The sequence below is a fragment of the Halomonas huangheensis genome (assembly GCF_001431725.1).
Taxonomy (GTDB): domain Bacteria; phylum Pseudomonadota; class Gammaproteobacteria; order Pseudomonadales; family Halomonadaceae; genus Halomonas; species Halomonas huangheensis.
Genome location: NZ_CP013106.1, coordinates 3701262 through 3719870 on the forward strand (window position 1 = coordinate 3701262; position 18609 = coordinate 3719870).

At 60.6% G+C, this 18609-nt stretch carries 16 protein-coding genes; 6 read left to right on the forward strand and 10 right to left on the reverse strand.

Annotated elements, in window-relative coordinates:
- Positions 1-232 precede the first annotated feature (232 nt).
- The gene (locus AR456_RS15980) at positions 233-565 is read left to right on the forward strand and encodes a YegP family protein (RefSeq protein ID WP_021818333.1); all 333 of its coding nucleotides are present in this window, start codon (positions 233-235) and stop codon (positions 563-565) included.
- 5 nt (positions 566-570) lie between these two features.
- Here AR456_RS15980 and AR456_RS15985 read toward each other — a convergent pair whose 3' ends face one another.
- Together AR456_RS15985 and AR456_RS15990 are read right to left on the reverse strand one after the other, a co-directional pair.
- A complete protein-coding gene (locus tag AR456_RS15985) occupies positions 571-1527 on the reverse strand; it encodes a 5'-nucleotidase (RefSeq protein WP_021818332.1) in 957 nt (318 codons plus the stop codon).
- A gap of 41 nt (positions 1528-1568) precedes the next feature.
- Entirely contained in the window at positions 1569-2474 is a 906-nt protein-coding gene (locus tag AR456_RS15990) for a LysR substrate-binding domain-containing protein (protein WP_021818331.1), read from the reverse strand.
- Positions 2475-2621: 147 nt separating this feature from the next.
- Between AR456_RS15990 and betC the strand changes: the two genes are divergently transcribed.
- Positions 2622-4139, forward strand: coding sequence for a choline-sulfatase (gene betC / locus AR456_RS15995; protein ID WP_021818330.1), 1518 nt, complete (start codon positions 2622-2624; stop codon positions 4137-4139).
- An 80-nt stretch (positions 4140-4219) separates the two neighbouring features.
- On the forward strand, positions 4220-6274 hold the full coding sequence (gene betT, locus AR456_RS16000) for a choline BCCT transporter BetT (RefSeq protein WP_021818329.1): 2055 nt from the start codon (positions 4220-4222) through the stop codon (positions 6272-6274).
- Positions 6275-6402: 128 nt separating this feature from the next.
- Here the strand turns inward: betT and AR456_RS16005 are convergent, their stop codons facing one another.
- Entirely contained in the window at positions 6403-7260 is an 858-nt protein-coding gene (locus AR456_RS16005) for a trimeric intracellular cation channel family protein (protein WP_021818328.1), read from the reverse strand.
- Positions 7261-7319: 59 nt separating this feature from the next.
- Positions 7320-8024 carry a transcriptional regulator NanR gene (gene nanR, locus AR456_RS16010; RefSeq protein ID WP_021818327.1) on the reverse strand — a complete coding sequence of 235 codons (705 nt, stop codon included), beginning with the start codon at positions 8022-8024 and terminating at the stop codon, positions 7320-7322.
- 218 nt (positions 8025-8242) lie between these two features.
- Here nanR and AR456_RS16015 point away from each other — a divergent pair, with 218 nt between their 5' ends.
- Genes AR456_RS16015 through AR456_RS16025 form a run of 3 tightly spaced genes read left to right on the forward strand, consistent with a single transcriptional unit; the run spans position 8243 to position 11753 of the window.
- Entirely contained in the window at positions 8243-9073 is an 831-nt protein-coding gene (locus tag AR456_RS16015) for a phosphogluconate dehydrogenase C-terminal domain-containing protein (RefSeq protein WP_021818326.1), read from the forward strand.
- A gap of 41 nt (positions 9074-9114) precedes the next feature.
- Positions 9115-10386, forward strand: coding sequence for a ribulose-bisphosphate carboxylase large subunit family protein (locus AR456_RS16020; RefSeq protein ID WP_236995516.1), 1272 nt, complete (start codon positions 9115-9117; stop codon positions 10384-10386).
- Positions 10383-11753, forward strand: a complete 1371-nt coding sequence (locus AR456_RS16025) for a four-carbon acid sugar kinase family protein (RefSeq protein WP_021818324.1) — start codon at positions 10383-10385, stop codon at positions 11751-11753. Before AR456_RS16020 ends, AR456_RS16025 begins: the two co-directional genes overlap by 4 nt.
- On the opposite strand, the gene AR456_RS16030 is transcribed toward AR456_RS16025, so the two are convergent.
- The 6 genes from AR456_RS16030 to AR456_RS16055 form a co-directional block, all read right to left on the reverse strand.
- Entirely contained in the window at positions 11737-13029 is a 1293-nt protein-coding gene (locus AR456_RS16030) for a mandelate racemase/muconate lactonizing enzyme family protein (RefSeq protein WP_021818323.1), read from the reverse strand. The genes AR456_RS16025 and AR456_RS16030 overlap by 17 nt on opposite strands.
- A complete protein-coding gene (locus AR456_RS16035; protein WP_021818322.1) occupies positions 13026-13943 on the reverse strand; it encodes an NAD(P)-dependent oxidoreductase in 918 nt (305 codons plus the stop codon). Before AR456_RS16035 ends, AR456_RS16030 begins: the two co-directional genes overlap by 4 nt.
- 30 nt (positions 13944-13973) lie before the next feature.
- A complete protein-coding gene (locus tag AR456_RS16040; protein ID WP_021818321.1) occupies positions 13974-15050 on the reverse strand; it encodes a tartrate dehydrogenase in 1077 nt (358 codons plus the stop codon).
- 102 nt (positions 15051-15152) lie between these two features.
- Positions 15153-16613 carry an aldehyde dehydrogenase family protein gene (locus AR456_RS16045; RefSeq protein WP_021818320.1) on the reverse strand — a complete coding sequence of 487 codons (1461 nt, stop codon included), beginning with the start codon at positions 16611-16613 and terminating at the stop codon, positions 15153-15155.
- Positions 16614-16645: 32 nt separating this feature from the next.
- On the reverse strand, positions 16646-17920 hold the full coding sequence (locus AR456_RS16050; protein ID WP_021818319.1) for a TRAP transporter large permease: 1275 nt from the start codon (positions 17918-17920) through the stop codon (positions 16646-16648).
- On the reverse strand, positions 17917-18498 hold the full coding sequence (locus tag AR456_RS16055) for a TRAP transporter small permease (protein ID WP_021818318.1): 582 nt from the start codon (positions 18496-18498) through the stop codon (positions 17917-17919). Before AR456_RS16055 ends, AR456_RS16050 begins: the two co-directional genes overlap by 4 nt.
- Between the last annotated feature and the right edge of the window lie 111 nt (positions 18499-18609).

Below are 18609 nucleotides of genomic sequence, written 5' to 3' on the forward strand. Positions count from 1 at the left end.
CAGCTTCCTTGATCATGCCTTCCCGCCTTGCATTCCTCCCTGCCCTGCCCTGCCTTACCTTGCCTCACATCCCTGACCGCTGTTTCTTCCTTCATCGACTATCTTCAAGAGGGCCATGGAAGTGAACCAGCATCATCGGAATGACTCACCTCCTGCTGGCCACAAGCCAGGCCCGGAATGTAGTGCAGGCCCGGCTTGTTGCACCACTCCACCACCACAGTGAGTAAGCGCCATGCCGGGTTACTACGAACTCAAGAAGACAGATGCCGACAAGTACCACTTTACCCTCAAGTCCGGGAATCATCAGGTCATCCTGACCAGCCAGCATTACAAGAGTCGCTCCTCAGCGGAGAATGGTATCGAATCGTGTCGCAAGAACAGCGGGATCGATGAGCGCTTCGAGCGCAAGACGGGGAAGAATGGACAACCGTTCTTCAGCCTGAAGGCCAGCAATGGCCAGATCATTGGCAGCAGCGAGATGTACAACACCGAAGCGGCACGCGACAAGGGTATTCAGTCGGTCAAGACCAACGGACAGGGGCCCACCAAATTCAAGGAGCAGTAGCCCGGTCAGGTATCATCGCCTTCGGCCGGTGTCGAAGGCGAATTCAACCGCCCCACCGGCACATGCACTGACGGCATGATGTCGCTGGTATCGGTAAGGTGGGATGACTGATCATCGAAGAAGATATCGGGCTGAATGACCTTGAGTACATGATGCTTGGCGATCCCGCCGAGAAAGTAAGCCTCATTGACCGTGACACCCCAGTCGCGCAGGGTATGCACAACCCGCTCATGGGCGGGTGCATTGCGTGCGGTGACAATCGAGACCCGCACGCGGGGTTGATAGCTCCCCTCCGCTGTCTGCGCATGCGCCCTTTCGCGCTGCTGAACCACGGCCAGCCTGCGTACCAGGTCGGCAAGCACCCCCGGTGCAGCAGGCACTTCCGCATGCTCTCGCTCATGGGCAAGAAAAGCGTCCAGCCCCTGGTCCTGGAAGATGACCTCCGACGCATCGCTGGCCAGCACACCATCGAAATCGAAGGCGATGTGCAGTTCATCTCGCTCATCAACCAGCGGGTTGCGTGACGGCATGACCCGTCCCGCCGGATAACCTGCGGCAATCGCGCGATCCACATCCTCACGGTTAGCCGACAGGAACAGGCTGATATTCAGCGCGGGAATGAAGCGGTGTGGATAACGCCCCTGAAGAAAGACAGCACGGGTAATGCCCAGCTGGTGGTGCTCGATGGATCTCATCACCCGCAATCCTGTATCAGGGTCGTTGCGTGACAACAGCACCACCTCAACTAGAGGGTCATCCGGTGCCAGCGCATTCAGCGACAACAGCTTGCGAATGAAAGTGAAAGCTACCCCCGCTGCCAGAGGCTCGTTTTCGTGCTCGCGCTGATAGAGGCGATAGGCCTCTTCGCCCTGCTCGCGAAAGACGCGATCAGATGCGGAGAGATCGAACAGGGCACTGGACGCGAGGCCAATGACCAGACGCTCAGCGAGTTCATAAGGCATATCCTGACCTCCCCGGTCATCGGTCGTCGTGGATGCCGAGCTTACCGGGTTATACGCTCGCCGGCGATCCAGTCCAGAAAGCGTTGCTTGGCTCGCGAAGGTGTCGCCGGATGAGTGTCGACCACGTCATAACCCAGCTCGGTAGCAACCCGGTAGCCCTCGACCTCGACCAGAAAGCCTTGATCGATCAGGTCATCCACCAGACCTTGCCAGCCAAGCGCGATTCCCTGCCCGGCAATGGCGGCCTGGATAAGGAGCGTGTAGTTGTCGAAGGTCAACGCCGGGGTGGGATCATGACGAGGACCAGATACCTGCTGGAAGAATCCCGGCCAGTCCAGCCAGCGTTGCCCGGCAGTGGTGCTCAATGCCAGCAAAGGCGCCTGTCGCAACAGCTGCTGGTCCGTACCGTTGTTGCTTGCCCCCAACAGGCCCGGGCTGCATACCGGAAACACCTGTTCGCCCATCAGCCGCAACCAACCCTCCCGTTCAGGCTGATTGCTGAACACGATGGCCACATCCGCGCTGCTGACTCGCCAGCTGATATCGCCATGGTTGGTCAATAACTGCACATCGATATCCGGGTGCTCGCGACGAAAGCGTGGCAGGCGCGGCAAAAGCCAGTATGAAGCCACGGAGAAGTCGGTCATCAACGTCAAGCGCGACTGATTCTGCTGCTGCTGAATCCTTTCCAATGCCTGCTCGATACGGCCAAAACCTTCCTCGACACCGAGTTGCAACAACACGCCGGCATCGGTGAGGCGCACACCACGATAGACCCTTTCGAACAACTCGACGCCCAACGCCTCTTCCAGCGCCTTGACGCTCTGGCTGACCGCGGACTGTGTCGAGCGCAGCTCGCGTGCCGCCGAAGTGAAGCTGAGATGACGCGCTGCCGCCTCGAAGACCCAGAGCCCATTGGGCGACAGTCGCTTACTCGTCAACGACATTAATCCACCTTATGGCAACCATTAAAAATCAAGGAATTTACAGGACTATAGATTAGCTAGAAGAATATAAAAACGCACCGACGCAGTCGCGTGGGTGTCCGGTTTCATTGAACCACTACAAAGACCCAGCCAACCGAGGAGCGCTGCATGACTTCGCGACCCAATATCCTGTTTCTCATGGCCGATCAGCTGACCGCATCGCGGCTGCCGTTTCATGGCCATCCGCTGGTCAAGACGCCAAACCTGTCGCGCCTTGCCGAACAGGGTGTGGTGTTCGACTCGGCCTACTGCAACAGTCCGCTTTGCGCACCTTCACGCTTTGCGCTGATGACCGGTCGCCTGCCGTCGCGTACTGGAGGTTTCGACAACGCCTCCGACCTGCCAGCGGATACTCCGACCTTCGCCCACTACCTGCGCGACGCCGGTTACCGAACCGCGCTATCCGGCAAGATGCACTTCTGCGGGCCGGACCAGTTGCACGGCTTCGAGCGCCGCCTGACTAGCGACATCTACCCAGCGGATTACGGTTGGTACGTCGATTGGGATCATCCGGATGAACGCCCCAGCTACTACCACAATATGTCGTCAGTGCAGCAGGCGGGACCCTGCGTGCGCTCGAATCAGCTCGACTTCGATGACGAGGTGACCTTCCAGGCACGGCGCTTCCTGCATGATCATGTACGCAGCAAGGACACTCGGCCATTCTGCCTTACGGTATCGCTGACGCATCCGCACGATCCTTACACCATCCCCCGTCAGTGGTGGGATCGCTACGATCATGATGCCATCGACATGCCATCATTGAGCTGGCAGCACGTCCCTCACGACCCCCACTCCGAGCGCCTGCGCAGCGTCTATCAGTTGGATGATGCCACGCTCAACGAAGAACAGATCCGCAACGCCAGACATGCCTACTATGGCGCAATCAGCTATGTCGACGACCAACTCGGCGCGGTGATCGACACGTTGGAAGAGTGTGGTCTGGCCGACAACACCATTATCGTGTTCTCCGGTGACCACGGAGACATGCTCGGTGAGCGAGGCCTCTGGTACAAGATGAGCTGGTTCGAGGACTCTGCCCGAGTGCCGATGATCGTCCATGCACCGGGACGCTTCACGCCTCATCGGGTCGCCCAGTCAGTGTCGACCCTCGACCTCCTGCCCACCTTCGTCGAGCTTACGCATCCCGAAGGCGCGCCTGACTATCCGGTGCCCATCGACGGGCGCAGCCTGTTACCCCACCTGACGGGTAGCGGTGGTCACGATGAAGTCATTGGTGAATACCTCGCCGAGGGTGCCATTGCACCACTGATCATGATCCGACGCGAAGCATACAAGTACGTCTACAGCCCCAGCGATCCGGAGCAGCTGTTCAATCTCGCCGAGGACCCTCAAGAACTCGAGAACCTCGCCAACAGTGCCAGTCACGCGCAGTTACTGGACGACTTCCGAACCGAAGTCCAGCAACGCTGGGATTTGAATGCACTGCATCAGCAGGTTCTGGAGAGCCAGCGTCGGCGCCGCATGATTGCCCGTGCTCTGCGACGCGGCGAAGTGACGCCCTGGGACCACCAGCCGTTTTTCGATGCCAGCACTCAGTACATGCGCAACAACGTTGACCTGGACGACCTGGAAAAACGTGCACGCTTCCCCGCAGTAGGGTGAATAGCGGCTTGTCTGTCACTGGATGAATAGAGGTTGAATGAGTAACGAGACGTTCCTGACAACAACAATACGAGATAGCCATGAACTCCTCCGATAGAGATGCCCAAACGGGCAGTCGCCTCAACAGCGCCGTGTTTCACGGCTCTGTGGCCGGTATTCTGGTCTTTCTGGTCTATGCCATGGTCTTCACCGACCATGCCACGACCTTCTTCAATGCCGGCCTCAACTGGATCGGTAATACTTTCGGTTGGTATTACATGCTGGCGATCGCTGCCTATCTGGCGTTCGTTATCGCCATCGGTCTATCGCGCTTCGGGCGTATTCGCCTTGGCCCGGACCACTCGCGCCCGGAATTCTCGTTACTCTCCTGGTCGGCGATGTTGTTCGCCGCCGGGCTGGGTGGCGCAATCCTGTTCTTCGTGGTTTCGGAGCCGCTGACTCACTATCTCAATCCTCCGTTCGCCGAGGCTGCCACCGAGGAGGCAAGACGGCATGCGGTGGTGCAGACCTACTTCCACTGGGGCATCTCCGGCTGGGGACTCTATGTGTTGATGGGCATGGCGCTGGCCTACTTCAGCTATCGACACCGTCTACCACTGGCGATCCGCTCGACCCTCTATCCTCTGCTCGGGCAGCGCATCTATGGCCCGATCGGCAATGCGGTGGATATCGCCGCCGTACTGGCAACAGTCTTCGGTATCGCTACTGCGTTGGGTATCGGTGTGATCCAGATGAACTACGGGTTGAACTATCTATTCGGCATTCCCGAGGGTCTGATCGCACAGAGCGGCTTGATCGTGCTGGTGGTGGTCATGGCGACTCTATCAGTGGTCAGCGGTGTCGACCGAGGCATCCGCATACTCTCCGAGTTCAACCTCTATCTGGTCGGTGCTCTGGTACTGTTCGTGCTGTTTCAGGGAGAAACCCTCAAGGGCCTCAACCAACTGGTGCAGAACGTCGGCGACTACCTGGTCAGTCTCCCGGGCATGACGTTTCATACCTATGCCTACGATGATGACAAGAGCGGCTGGTTCAGCGCCTGGACGGTGTTCTTCTGGGGCTGGTGGATCGCCTGGGCACCCTTTGTCGGGCTGTTCCTGGCTCGCATCTCGCGAGGACGCACCATCCGAGAGTTCGTCGCCGGCGCCCTGTTCATCCCGTTGATCTTCGTGATGATCATGATGTCGGTGTTCGGCAATAGCGGCATCAGCATGGTCGATGGAGGCCTGACCGAGCTGGGTGAGCAGGCGATCAACATGCCGCAGGCAACGATCTACACCTTTCTCGAGCAGCTCCCCTGGGTCAAACTCACCGCGACTCTGGTCACACTGTTGAGCATCGTGTTCTTCGTTACCTCCGCAGACTCCGGTGCGCTGGTGCTGTCGAACTTCACCTATCTGCTGCGTGACGTAAACCACGATGCACCGATTCCACTGCGCATATTCTGGTCGGCGATCATCGGCCTGATCACGCAGGCCCTGCTGATGAGCGGTGGACTTCGCACACTACAGAGTGCTGTGGTGATCACCGCGTTGCCCTTCTCGCTGGTGATCTTTCTGACCATGTTCTCACTGCTGCGCTCACTCAAGAGCGAAGCAAGCAAAGCCGACAGTCGCCTGCATATCGCTTCGCATCAGACATCGCGCAGCGACTGGCGAGAGCGCCTCGACCGCACCCTGGATGGCTCCACACGCAGTGGCGCCGAGGCCACATTGCAGTACGCCATTCGCCCTGCGCTGGCCGAGTTCGCCGATGAGATGCAAAGCCGTGGCATGGAGGCCAGTCTCGAGGAAGACAGCCAGGCCGGTCAGCAACCAGTGTGCCCGACACTACGTGTCGACTTCGAGGGTGCGCCGCCATTCATCTATGCGGTACGACCACTGCGCATGAAACCACCGAGTTTCCTGCCCGCCGACGATGATTACTACCTGCGTCTCGATGTACATCTCAGCGAAGGCGGTATCGGGCAGGATCTCAACGGCTACACACGCCAGGAAGTGCTGCACGATATTCTCAGCGAATATCAACGCCACCTGCATTTCCTCGCCGACCAACAGGATCAGCTGGAAACCTTGCCGGGCATGGCGCATGTCGGGCAGAACGATCCGACACCACCGGAGACAGTGAAGGTGTAGAAGGGAGCTGTCGAGCCAGGGGGGGGGCTCTAACCCCTTCCCTCTTCCCTCTGATCTCCTCCCTCTGATCTCCTCCCTCTGTTCTCCTCCGGCTTACCTCTCATTTCTTACCTCTTGAAACTCGTCACTCAATCTCCATCATCCGGCCAGAGTCGACGCGCCTGGTGGTGAGGTACCATCCGCACCCGCATCTTGCGACGCACCGGTTGCAGCGGCACTTTCCCGGTCGATATTGCAGCGTCGGAGTTCGCCTGCCGGTCGCTGGTTGAGCCTTGCTTCGAGGCATTGCGATGTATCTCGTTGTGGTCCGAGCTATCTTGATCTGAGCCAGGGTGATTTGAATCCTTGTCAGTGCTGGCATGCGTATCAAGCATTGCCCAGACGAAGACCGGCAATGAAAGCCTCCAACGAATCGCTGCAAGGCGCAGCCCCAGCGTCGTCAACAGCGACAGCACCAGCCCCAGAGGAGCGACTCCGAGCTTATCGCAGACGACATAGACGATGCCCCCGGCAATGGCTGCCGTGGCATAGATTTCACTGCGCAGAACCAGTGGTACTCGGCGCGCCAGCACGTCACGGATCATTCCTCCGGCAACGCCGGTAAATAGCCCCATCAGTACGGCTACCACGCCGCTGAATCCCAACAGTAATGCCTTGTTGGCACCGATCACCACAAACAGCGCCAAACCAAAGGCATCCGCAATCGGCAGGAATATTCGGTTGAGTCGATGGATGTATCGATAGCCCACCAGACAGGCGAGCACAGTGGCCAGTACCACCCACAGATAGAGAGTATCGGTAACCCAGAAGACCGGCTGCACGCCCAACACCAGATCACGCATGGTGCCGCCACCTACGGCAGTTGCCGCCGCCAGTACCAGCATGCCGATGGGGTCCATCCGTGACCGGCAGGCAAGCAGCACTCCGGAGAGCGCAAAGACCACCGTGCCCGCCATATCCAGCCAATAGACGATAGCGCTATCCACGTCACTTTCCTCTAGTCATCATCTGGTCGCCCGAAGCAGATAAATGGATGAATGCTTGTCTAACTGGGTAGATAAAGCCCCCCAGCTCGCGTCAAATGCCGGTCCATTTCACGCACGGCGGCCGCCTCATCGGCATTGGCCAGCGCCTCGAGAATACGCCGGTGCTCTTCCAGGGTGATGCTCTCATTGCCCTTCCAATGCAGCAGCGAGGTGTGAAATCTCGCCAGCCAGTCGAGCATCGCACGACTGACGGCGATAAAGATCGGGTTGGCTGTGGTCTCGGCAATGGTGATGTGAAAAGCCATATCCGCGGCAATGAAGGCATCGATATCACTGTTGAGTGCCTTGTCCTGCTGCTGAATCAGCTCTTCCAACCGGGCAATGCCTGCAGCGTCGATACTACGCGCAGCTCTCGCTACCATCCCCAACTCGAAGAAGGCCCGCGCTTCCTTGAGATGCTCAAGCGTCGCCGGTTCGGTCGACAACATATGCATGGCCGTCAATTCGATCTGCGCCAGCATGCCTTCAGCGCTGGGGGCGACCACGCGTGGCCGCTGCCCATGATGAATGGCCACCAATCCGAGACGTTCCAGAGCCTGCATTGCTTCGCGTATTGCCGGTCTGCCGACGCCGAAGGTATCCATCAATTCGCGCTCGGAAGGCAGCACGTCTCCCGCTTTATAGTCGCCATTCAGCAATTGCTGATAGAGACGGTCAAACACTTCATCCGCCAGCTTGCGGCGGGGAATCTTCAAATCGCTCATTCATCTATCCATGGTTCATGGCAGGCTCGCGCTCACCAGCATACTCACGGCATGCCCTCTGCCATGCCAGCGCGAGGCGTGTTCCCTGATCTGTATGATGCCGCATAACGCTGCGCCTGCCGCGCCTGCACGACCAAGGTTGCAATTGACAGCCCGTCAACTTGTCATGTCATTATACCAGTTGATTCAACCTACAGAACAACGAAAGGTCCAACCCCATGACCAGCATTGCCTTGATTGGTGCAGGCGGCAAGATGGGCACCCGCCTGTCGCGCAACCTGCAGAAAACGGATTACCGGATTCGCCACGTTGAAGTCAGCGAGGCGGGTCGCCAGCGGCTCAGCGATGAGCTAGGCATTACCTGTGTGGACAGCGCAGAACAGGCGGTCAAGGATGTCGACGTCGTGATCCTCGCCGTCCCCGACACGCTGATCCAGCGCATCGCCCACGACCTGTCCGAGCATATTTCCTCCGGCACCATGGTCATTTGCCTCGATGCCGCGGCGCCCTTTGCCGGTCATCTGCCGCCGCGTGACGACCTGGTGTACTTCGTCACCCACCCCTGCCATCCGTCGATCTTCAATACCGAACCCGATGTCGATGCGCTGCTGGATCGTTTCGGTGGCAGCCATGCCGTTCAGCATGTGGTCAGCTCGCTGATGCAGGGCGAAGCACAGCATTTCGACCTTGGTGAAGATATCGCGCGCGCCATCTATGCGCCGGTCGGCCGCACCCACCGGGTCAGCGTCGAGGAAATGGCTCTGCTCGAACCGGGTCTATCGGAAACGGTCTGCGCCACGCTGCTGGCGGTCATGCGTGAAGCCATGGATGAAGTCGTCGCTCGCGGTGTCAGCCATGAATGTGCCCGCGACTTCCTGCTCGGCCATCTCAATATCCTCGGTGCGGTGATCTTCGACGAACAGCCCGGCGCCTTCTCCGATGCCTGCAACAAGGCCATCGAGAACGGCAAGCCGATGCTGATGCGTGACGACTGGAAGAAGGTCTTCGAGCCCGAGGAAATCGCCGAGAGTATTCGCCGCATCACCTGATGCTGCCAGCATAACCCGACAGCCGGACGACAGAGGGAAGCATGATGAGTGAGCGTATCGAGGCCAGCTACCTGATCGAAACGCCCTTCGATCTAGAGCGTGCCTGCGACGTCATGGCCGGAGAGCAGTCCTGCGGTACCTTCACCCGCCTCGCCGCAGAGACCGACGAACTGCGTGAGCAGCATGCCGCGCGCGTCGAGTCGATCGAGCCACTGGAGGACGTGGACAGCCCATCGCTACCGATGCCTACTCGCCCACAGCCTCCCGGCACCCGCTATCGACGCGCGCGGGTACGGCTGTCCTGGCCGCTGGCCAACTGCGGCACCTCACTGGCCACCTTGATGGCCACCGTGGCCGGTAATCTCTACGAGCTCAAGGAGTTTTCCGGGCTGCGTCTGCTCGACCTGTCGGTCCCCGATGCCTTCGCCGACGCCTGGCCCGGCCCGCAATTCGGCATCCAGGGGACTCGCCAGTTGACCGGAATCGACAGCGGGCCCTTGATCGGCACCATCATCAAACCCAGTGTCGGTCTGTCTCCTACCCAGACTGCCGATGTCGTGGCCCAACTGCTCGAAGGAGGCATCGATTTCATCAAGGATGACGAGCTGCAGGCCAACGGCCCCCACAACCCCCTCGAAGCGCGAGTCGATGCGGTCATGCCACTGGTGCGAGAGCATGAGCAACGCACCGGTCGCAAGGTAATGGTGGCCTTCAACATCAGTGGCGATCTCGATGAAATGCGTCGTCATCACGACTATGTGGCGGCGGCAGGCGGAAGCTGCGTGATGGTGGCGGTGAATGCCGTCGGCCTGTCGGGCGTCAGCGAGCTGCGGCGTCACAGTGCGCTTGCCATCCACGGGCATCGTGCCGGGTGGGGCATGCTCAGCCGTCATCCGCTGCTGGGCATCGACTTCGCCGCCTGGCAGGTGTTCTGGCGGCTGGTCGGTGTCGACCACCTGCACGTCAATGGGCTGGACAACAAGTTCTCCGAATCCAACGACAGCGTTACCGCCAGCGCCCGCGCCTGTCTGACGCCACTGTTCCAGCCACCGCGCCCGGCACACACCGTGATGCCGGTGTTCTCCTCCAACCAGACCGCTTGCCAGGCGGATGCCACCTGGCGGGCCGTCGGTGGCGTTGATGATCTGATCGTCACCGCCGGGGGCGGCATCATGGCCCACCCCGATGGTATCGCCGCCGGAGTGCGTAGCCTACGCCAGGCCTGGCAAGCCGCCGCGCTGGGCGTGGATGCTGCGCAATATGGCCGCGAGCATCCGGAACTGGCCCGCGCCCTGGAGGCCTTCGCTCCATGAGTTCCCTGCTACTGACCTACTATGGCGATGACCTCACCGGCTCCACCGATGCGCTGGAAGCGCTGGAATGCCACGGGGTCTCGACGGTGCTGTTCACCCGCCTGCCCAGCGAAGCACAGCTGCAGCGCTTCGCTGACTGTCGCGCCATCGGCCTGGCTGGCACCAGCCGCAGCGAGTCACCGCAATGGATGCGGCGTGAGTTGCAGCCGGCACTGCAATGGCTGGCTGCGCGAGGCGCACCACTGACGCATTACAAGACCTGTTCGACCTTCGACAGCAGTCCCCGGATCGGCAGTATCGGCTGCGCCATGGAAGTCGGTCGTGAGGTCTTTCACCAGGCGCCGATACCGCTGGTCGTCGGCGTGCCACAACTGCGCCGCTATACCATCTTCGGTGAGCTGCACGCCGCCTGGCAGGACCAGATCTATCGCATCGACCGCCATCCGGTGATGTCCTGTCATCCCGTCACGCCAATGCGCGAAGCCGACCTGCGCCGCCACCTGGCCGAGCAGACGTCGATGGCCATCGGCCTGATCGATGCACCTACGCTGCTTGCCAAGGGGGTGGATGCCAAAGAGCTGGACACTAAAGAGCTGGATGCCAAAGTCGATCAGGCGTTGAACGAGTATCCAGCAGTCCTGTTCGATGTGCTGGATGAACGCCACCAGGCCGAAGTCGGTCGCCAGCTATGGCGCACCCGCTGCGCCGAGGGTCGACTGGTAGTGGGGTCATCCGGTGTCGAATATGCATTGACCCGCGAATGGCAGCGCTGCGAGGAAATCACCACCGCGGCGCGCTTCGCCGAGGCGGGAGAAGTGGATCGTATCGCCGTCGTCTCGGGCAGCGTCTCCGCGACCACCGCCCGCCAGATCGAAGCCGCGCAACGCTACGGCTTCGAGATCATCGCCATCGACGCCATCGGCCTCGCCGACGCCAACCACCATGCTGCGGCCTTCCAACAGGCCATTGAGCAGGGCGACAAGGCATTGGCCAGTGGCCGAAGTGTCATTCTGCATACCGCCAGCGGGCCACAGAGCCACCAGTCAGCGCTGGCCAACGAAGAAGCTCGGCATATCCTCGGGCGCAGCCTCGGCGATATCCTCCGCCAGCTCACCGCCCGTCACCAGCTATCGCGAGTCTGCGTGTCCGGCGGTGATACCTCCAGCCACGCCATCAGCGCGCTGGATATTCATGCCCTGACCCTGAAGGCCCCCTTCCCCGCCGCGCCAGGCGCCCCGCTGTGCACCGCGCACAGCGACATTGCCGAACACGACGGCCTTGAAGTGGTGTTCAAGGGCGGCCAGATGGGCGGCGATGATTTCTTCGAACGCCTGCGGCGTGGTGGGACCCTTACTGACTCACCCTGAGCGTCACAACGTCATCGCCGGCTTCGACAATCGCCGGAGCCAGGCTCACGCCCAGACCGTTGCCTTCGGCGGCACGGATATAGCCGTTATTGATTGGAGGCAGCCCTTCGACGCAGTCGCCGTACCAGCCGTAGTAGAAGGCACGGGTAAACTCCTGCTCGGCAACATTGGGCAGCGCCATGGCCAGATGCGTCGAGACCGCGAGGGTCACCGGGCCCGAGCAGTCGTGGAAGGCAATCGGTCGACCATGGGCTTCGGCCAGCGCAGCGGCCTTGCGGGCAAAGGTGATGCCGCCGCCCCAGGTGACATCGATGATCGGTGAATGCACGCGGCCGGTGGCGATCAAGTCGCGCAGCTGCCCCAACCCACCGAGGGTCTCACCTCCGGCGATGGGCACGCCGGTATCGGTCAGTTCGGCCAGCTCCGTAAAGCGATCCATCCAGATCGGGTCCTCGACCCAGTCGGGCTGAATCGGCGCCAGCGCCTGGCAGATACGCCGTGCGCTGCTCAGGTTCCACAACCCATGCAGCTCGACCTTGAGTTTCATGCGCTCGCCATGCACGCGGCGGATTTCCTCGAAGGGCCAGAGCGCACGTGCGAGGTCTTCGGGACTGATATCGACACCGTCGCGCGCGCCTTCGGCAAAGTCGAAGGGCCAGATCTTCATCGCGTTGATGCCCATCTCAAGCAGTTCCCCGGCCAGCTCGGCGGGACGCTCCAGAAACGCCTGCAGGTCCTCGTAGCGGGGCCGTTCACGGTTCTCGCCGCTGTCGCCCTTGCCGAGACCCGGCTTTTCGAGACCAGGCTTTTCGAGACCAGGCTTTTCAAGACCAGGCTTTTCAAGACCAGGCTTTTCAAGACCAAAGTTGCCGGGACGCACATCCGCCGACTTCGATACATAGTCGGGACCGGCACAGGTGTTGTAGAGCCGTACCTGATCGCGGCTACGCCCACCGAACAGCTCATGCAGCGGCAATCCGGCGCGCTTACCGGCGATATCCCACAGCGCCACATCCACCGCCGACAACGCACGGATTTCGGCGCTGGTGCCGCAGAAGCCAACGTAGGGTCGCATGCTGCGATGCAGAGCCTCGATCCGCGAGGCGTCCTCGCCGAGGATCAGCGGCGCGATGCGGCCATGGATATCGGCCTCGATGGTCTCGGCCCCAAACCAGCTCTCGCCCAATCCGACTAGACCCTCATCGGTGTGCACGCGCACCCAGATCAGTGACGGCCGCGCGCTCGGACGAAACGTCTCGATTCGGGTAACCTTCATTTCCGGTCACTCTCATTGCCATTGCCATCGCCCTCATCAGCGGCCAGCAACTCGACCAACTCGGGTACCAACTGATCTCCACTGCCGTTGTCGACGGTACGCTGATAGAGCGCACGAATCGCCTCGGACACATCACGCTCGGCATCCAGCCCCTCGGCCATGCTCTGGTAATAGCCAACATCCTTCAGCGAATTGGACAGCGTAAAACGAAAGCCCGATGGGTCTGCGGACTCGATGAACGGACGTAGACGCTCCATCACCACCCCTGCACCACCGCCGTTGCCCCACACTTCGAGCAGCACCGCATCATCGATCCCGGCACGCCGCGAGGCTGCTGCAGCCTCGGCCATGACGGCGGTAAAGCCCAGCGACACATAGTTGTGCAGCAATTTCAGCGTATGCCCTGAGCCTACCGGGCCACCGTGAGTAATGTGCTCCGAGAAGCTCTGCAGCAATGGCTTGAGTTCGCCGAACAATGCCTCAGGCGCACCAACGATCAAGTTGAGCCGCCCTTCGGCAGCCTCCTTGGGTGTGCGAGTCATGGCGGCATCCATGAAGCGCCCACCGGCCTCGGCGACACGCTCGGCGATATGGCGTGTCGAGGCCGGAATCGCCGTCGAGCAGTCGATCACCACCTGGTCGGCCTTGAGTCCCTGCAACACACCCTGCTCCTCGAACAGCACCGCTTCCACCTGCGGCGTGCCGGTGACACACAGAATGACGACCTCGGCGACCTCAGCGACCTCTCGGGCACTGGCACAGGATTCGGCTCCGCTCTGCAGCAGGTCCGCGCAGGGCTGATTGCCGGGATGATCGAGAAAACTCAGCCGATGACCTGCGCGCAACAGGCTCTGGGCAATGCCATGCCCCATCAGCCCGACACCGATCAAACCGACATGAAAGCGCTTGTCCATGCTATCTCCTTCTCCTGATGACTGTGACAGTTACGATTCCAGCAACGCCTTGCGGATGGCATCACCCAATGCCGCCGTGCTGCCCTCACCCTTGAGGTCCGGCGTCAGCACACTGGAATCAGCGCTGGCCAACACCTTCTCGATCGCTGCCACCACGGCATCCGCAGCGGCCTGCTCGCCGAGATGTTCAAGCATCATCGCCCCACACCAGATCTGGCCGATCGGGTTGGCAATGCCCTGGCCGGCGATGTCCGGGGCACTGCCGTGCACCGGCTCGAACAGGCTGGGAAACTCACCGCTGGGATTGATGTTGGCCGAGGGCGCAATGCCGATGGTACCGGTACAGGCGGGCCCCAGGTCGGACAGGATGTCGCCGAACAGATTGCTGGCCACCACCACGTCGAAGCGGTCCGGGTTGAGCACGAAGTGCGCGGTGAGGATATCGATGTGGTACTGATCCAGCCCCACATCCGGGTAATGCTGGGCCATGGCGACGACACGCTCATCCCAGTATGGCATCGAGATCGACAGGCCATTGGACTTGGTCGCCGAGGTCAGCTTGCGACGTGGACGCTTCTGCGCCAGCTCGAAGGCAAAGCGCAGCACGCGGTCCACGCCGACCCGTGTCATCAAGGTTTCCTGCAACACCACCTCGCGCTCGCTGCCTTCGAAGGCACGACCGCCCAGGCGCGAGTATTCGCCCTCGGTGTTCTCGCGCACCACCAGGAAATCAATATCACCCGGCTCGCGGCCCTTGAGCGGGCAATCGACACCCGGCATCAAGCGGCACGGACGCAGGTTGATGTACTGGTCGAAGGCGCGGCGGAACTTGAGCAGCGAGCCCCAGGCGGAGACGTGATCCGGCACTGTCTGCGGCCAGCCCACCGCACCGAAGAAGATCGCATCGAATGGCGAGAGCGTCTCGAACCAGTCAGCCGGCAGCATGTCGCCATGTTCGGTGTAATACGCGCAACTGGCGAAATCAAAGGGCTCGAACTCCAGCTCGATATTGAAGACTTCTGCCGCCGCCTTGAGTACCTTGAGCCCTTCGGGCACCACTTCCAGGCCGATACCATCTCCCGCCAATACCGCGATACGATGCGTCATGCTGTTCTCCTGCAAGTCTTGTTGACCCGTAAGTCATATTGGCCCGTAAGCCATATTGGCCTGTCAGCATTACTGTCTAGACCGCTGGCCTGTGGTTCAGTCTCAGCCGTGGCGAATCGCCACCGTCTTCAAGCGGGTATAGCTCTTCAGCCCTTCGAAGCCCTTCTCGCGTCCATGCCCGGAACGGCCAACGCCACCAAAGGGCAGTTCGACGCCCCCGGCGGCGCCATAGTTGTTGACGAATACCTGGCCGGAACGGATCGCTCTGGCCAGGCGCAACTGACGGCCCCCATCGCGTGTCCAGACCCCAGCACACAAACCGAAATCCGTGGCATTGGCCAGTCGAATGGCATCGGCTTCATCGGCAAACGACTGCACCGCCAGCACCGGACCAAACAGTTCCTCACGACTGACCACATGCCCTTCCGGAATCTGCGTGAGCAGATGCGGCACCACGAAGCAGCCATCCTCAGGAGCACTTTCGGCAAGCTGTCCACGCGCCGCCACTTCTATGCCATCGGCGACAGCCGCATCAATCAAGGCCTTGACCTTGTCACGCTGGCGGGCGTTGATCAGTGCACCGCAGTCCGGATCACGCTCTCCAGCATCACAGCGCAGCGCCTCGAAGCGTTGCTGCAGACGCTCGACCACGGTGCTGTAAACCGAAGCCTCGACCAGCAGGCGACTACCCGCGGAGCAGGTCTGACCGGCGTTCTGGATGATTCCCCGCACCACCGCGTCGAGGGCAGCATCCATATCCGCATCGGCGAACACCAACTGGGGCGACTTGCCACCCAGCTCCATGGTGACCGGTACATGATGTTCGGCACACGACTGCGCAACCAGGGTTCCGGTCTGCGGTGAACCGGTGAAAGATAAATGATCGATATCGGAATGCGCCGCCAGCAGTGCACCGGCTTCACGCCCCAGCCCCGGCACCACATTGAGCGCTCCCTCGGGCAGCCCGCTACGCACCGCCAACTCGGCGAGCCGCAGCACACTCAGGCAAGCATCCTCGGCGGGCTTGAGTACGCAGGTATTACCTGCGGCGAGTGCCGCGGCCACGCAGCGTCCGAAGATCTGTGCCGGATAGTTCCAGGGAATGATCTGCGCGCAGACACCCCAGGGTTCACGCAGCGTCATCACCGCGTATTCAGATTCATAGGGAATCGTCTCACCGTGCAGCTTGTCGGCGGCTCCGGCATAGAAGCGGAAGTAGCGTGCGCAGGCGGCAATATCGCCTCGCGCCTGGCTGATCGGTTTGCCGGTATCGGCGCACTCCAACGCAGCCAGATTATCGGCATCAGCATCAATCGCATCGGCGAACGCATACAACCACTCGCCACGACAACGCGCCGAGAATCGTGACCAATTACCCAACTCACCACTGAAGGCTGCACGTGCAGCGGCGACGGCAGCATCAATTTCCTCGCCGGAACAGCGAGCAATACGCGCGATGACCTGTCCCGAGGACGGACGCAGTACCTCGAGCGTCTCGGCAGTTTCACGCCAACGATCACCAATCAAGGCGCCACTCTGCGGTGTTACAGGCAGTTCGGACATCTATCTGACTCCAGGTTGTTCGCGATTGCAGTTCAATAGAGCAGGTTTACCAATCCCATCGAGATCCACGGCATATAGGTGATCGCCATCAAGCAGGCCAGCACTACCAGTACGAAGCGCAGCAACCAGGGTAACAACTGATCGATGGATAGCTTCGCTACTGCGCAGGCAGCGAACAGGTTGACACCCAGCGGCGGCGTGAACATGCCCAGCGCCAGGTTGACCACGACGATCAGGCCGAAATGCACCGGATCGATACCGTAGTGGATGGCAATCGGGGTAAAGATCGGCGCCAGCACGAGGATTGCCGCCGATGTTTCGACGAACATGCCGACTATCAGCAACATCACATTGACGGCCATCAAGAAGGCGACCGGGCTGTCGAAGACCCTGGTCACCCACGCAGCGACTTCGCCGGGCAGCCCCGAGCGGCTGATCAGGAAACTGAACAACGCTGCTGCCGAGATGATCAACATCACCGTCGCCGTGGAGATCACACTCTGACGCAGAATCGGCAGCAGCTCCCGCCAACTCAGCTCGCGATACACCAGCCCCCCTACTATCAGGGCGTAGAACACTGCCACCGCCGACGCTTCCGTAGGCGTGAAGACGCCACCATAGATACCGCCGATCACCACTACAGGCATCAGCAGTGCCGCCCAGGCGCGTCGCATTGCATGTGGAAAGGAGGTGCGGTCCTCACGGTCACGCAGGCCATAGCCACGAACCTTGCAGAAGAGATAGAGGAACAGCAGCAGAGCGCCACCGACCAATAACCCCGGACCGATACCTGCAATGAACAGTCGACCGATGGACGTATCGGTACTGACGCCATACAGGATCAACGGGATCGACGGTGGAATCAGCACGCCCAACTCCGCCGACGACGCCTGGATCGAGGCCGCCAATGGGCGCGGATAGTCATGGGCGACCATCGCCGGAATCAGGATCGAACCGATGGCGAAAGTGGTTGCGACACTGGACCCGGACACCGCAGCGAACAGCATGCAGGTCAACACACAGGTCATCGCCAGGCCGCCCTGAAGGCCACCGACGATCGATTTGGCCAGATCGACCAGACGCCGGGAAATTCCACCAGCGGCCATCAGGTTACCGGCGAGGATAAAGAACGGGATGGCCATCAACGGGAAGTTGTCGATACCCACAAACATCTGCTGGGGCACCATCAACAACGGAAAGCGGGTAAAGAATTCGATGCCGATGATCGATGCCAGCAGAATCGATACGGCGATCGGTACTCCCAGTGCAAAGAGAATGATCAGTGACAGGCCAATGGCGGCATTCATCCGCGTTCCCTCCCGGTCTGCGCTGCATTATCGGGCTGACTGTCAGCTGGCATTTCGCTGCGCATGTCATCGGGAATTTCCGAGTCCACTGGCCCAATCGGCTCGCGGCCACAGAGCTGAGCCACGAGGCGTACCACTACGGACAACAGCGAGAATCCTGCGCCGATGGGAATGGCCATATAGATCCAGGCAATCGAGATACCTACTCCCGATAACGCCTGAGAACGCACTCGCAGCGTCATCAACGTGCCGTAGTACACCAGAATACTCAGTACGATCAGGCAGCAGACCGCGATGAACACTTCCAACAGCACGAGCCCGCGCCGAGGAACCAGCTTGTAGATGGCTTCAACCGCCATCATGTAGCCGCCGCGAAAACAGGCAGCGGCCCCCAGAAAAACGCACCAGATCATGGTCGAGCGCGCCATCACCTCCGACCAGGTGGAGGGTGCATCGAACACGAAGCGGGTCAGGACTTGATAGAAGCCGAGACTGACCGAGGCAATCAGCATGACCACCGCAAGGTACAGCGCCACCTGCGAAATGGCGCGTTCAAGGCGCAACAGCAGATCCAGCATGGAAAGCTCCCGAGCCGGCCCAGCATCACCGGCAGGATGGCAGGTGCCAACACCCGGGTGGAGAGAGACCACCCGGGCACTGCTCTTCTATCTCATACGAAAAAACATCAT

What these genes read in the sequence shown, in the direction of transcription:
- AR456_RS16020 (WP_236995516.1), top strand. Translation starts at nt 9,115, where the DNA reads ATGATGAGTGAGCGTATCGAGGCCAGCTACCTGATCGAAACGCCCTTC.
- AR456_RS16015 (WP_021818326.1), top strand. Translation starts at nt 8,243, where the DNA reads ATGACCAGCATTGCCTTGATTGGTGCAGGCGGCAAGATGGGCACCCGC.
- AR456_RS16045 (WP_021818320.1), bottom strand. Translation starts at nt 16,613, where the DNA reads ATGTCCGAACTGCCTGTAACACCGCAGAGTGGCGCCTTGATTGGTGAT.
- nanR (WP_021818327.1), bottom strand. Translation starts at nt 8,024, where the DNA reads ATGAGCGATTTGAAGATTCCCCGCCGCAAGCTGGCGGATGAAGTGTTT.
- AR456_RS16025 (WP_021818324.1), top strand. Translation starts at nt 10,383, where the DNA reads ATGAGTTCCCTGCTACTGACCTACTATGGCGATGACCTCACCGGCTCC.
- AR456_RS16050 (WP_021818319.1), bottom strand. Translation starts at nt 17,920, where the DNA reads ATGAATGCCGCCATTGGCCTGTCACTGATCATTCTCTTTGCACTGGGA.
- AR456_RS15980 (WP_021818333.1), top strand. Translation starts at nt 233, where the DNA reads ATGCCGGGTTACTACGAACTCAAGAAGACAGATGCCGACAAGTACCAC.
- AR456_RS16035 (WP_021818322.1), bottom strand. Translation starts at nt 13,943, where the DNA reads ATGGACAAGCGCTTTCATGTCGGTTTGATCGGTGTCGGGCTGATGGGG.
- AR456_RS16030 (WP_021818323.1), bottom strand. Translation starts at nt 13,029, where the DNA reads ATGAAGGTTACCCGAATCGAGACGTTTCGTCCGAGCGCGCGGCCGTCA.
- betT (WP_021818329.1), top strand. Translation starts at nt 4,220, where the DNA reads ATGAACTCCTCCGATAGAGATGCCCAAACGGGCAGTCGCCTCAACAGC.
- AR456_RS15985 (WP_021818332.1), bottom strand. Translation starts at nt 1,527, where the DNA reads ATGCCTTATGAACTCGCTGAGCGTCTGGTCATTGGCCTCGCGTCCAGT.
- betC (WP_021818330.1), top strand. Translation starts at nt 2,622, where the DNA reads ATGACTTCGCGACCCAATATCCTGTTTCTCATGGCCGATCAGCTGACC.
- AR456_RS15990 (WP_021818331.1), bottom strand. Translation starts at nt 2,474, where the DNA reads ATGTCGTTGACGAGTAAGCGACTGTCGCCCAATGGGCTCTGGGTCTTC.
- AR456_RS16055 (WP_021818318.1), bottom strand. Translation starts at nt 18,498, where the DNA reads ATGCTGGATCTGCTGTTGCGCCTTGAACGCGCCATTTCGCAGGTGGCG.
- AR456_RS16040 (WP_021818321.1), bottom strand. Translation starts at nt 15,050, where the DNA reads ATGACGCATCGTATCGCGGTATTGGCGGGAGATGGTATCGGCCTGGAA.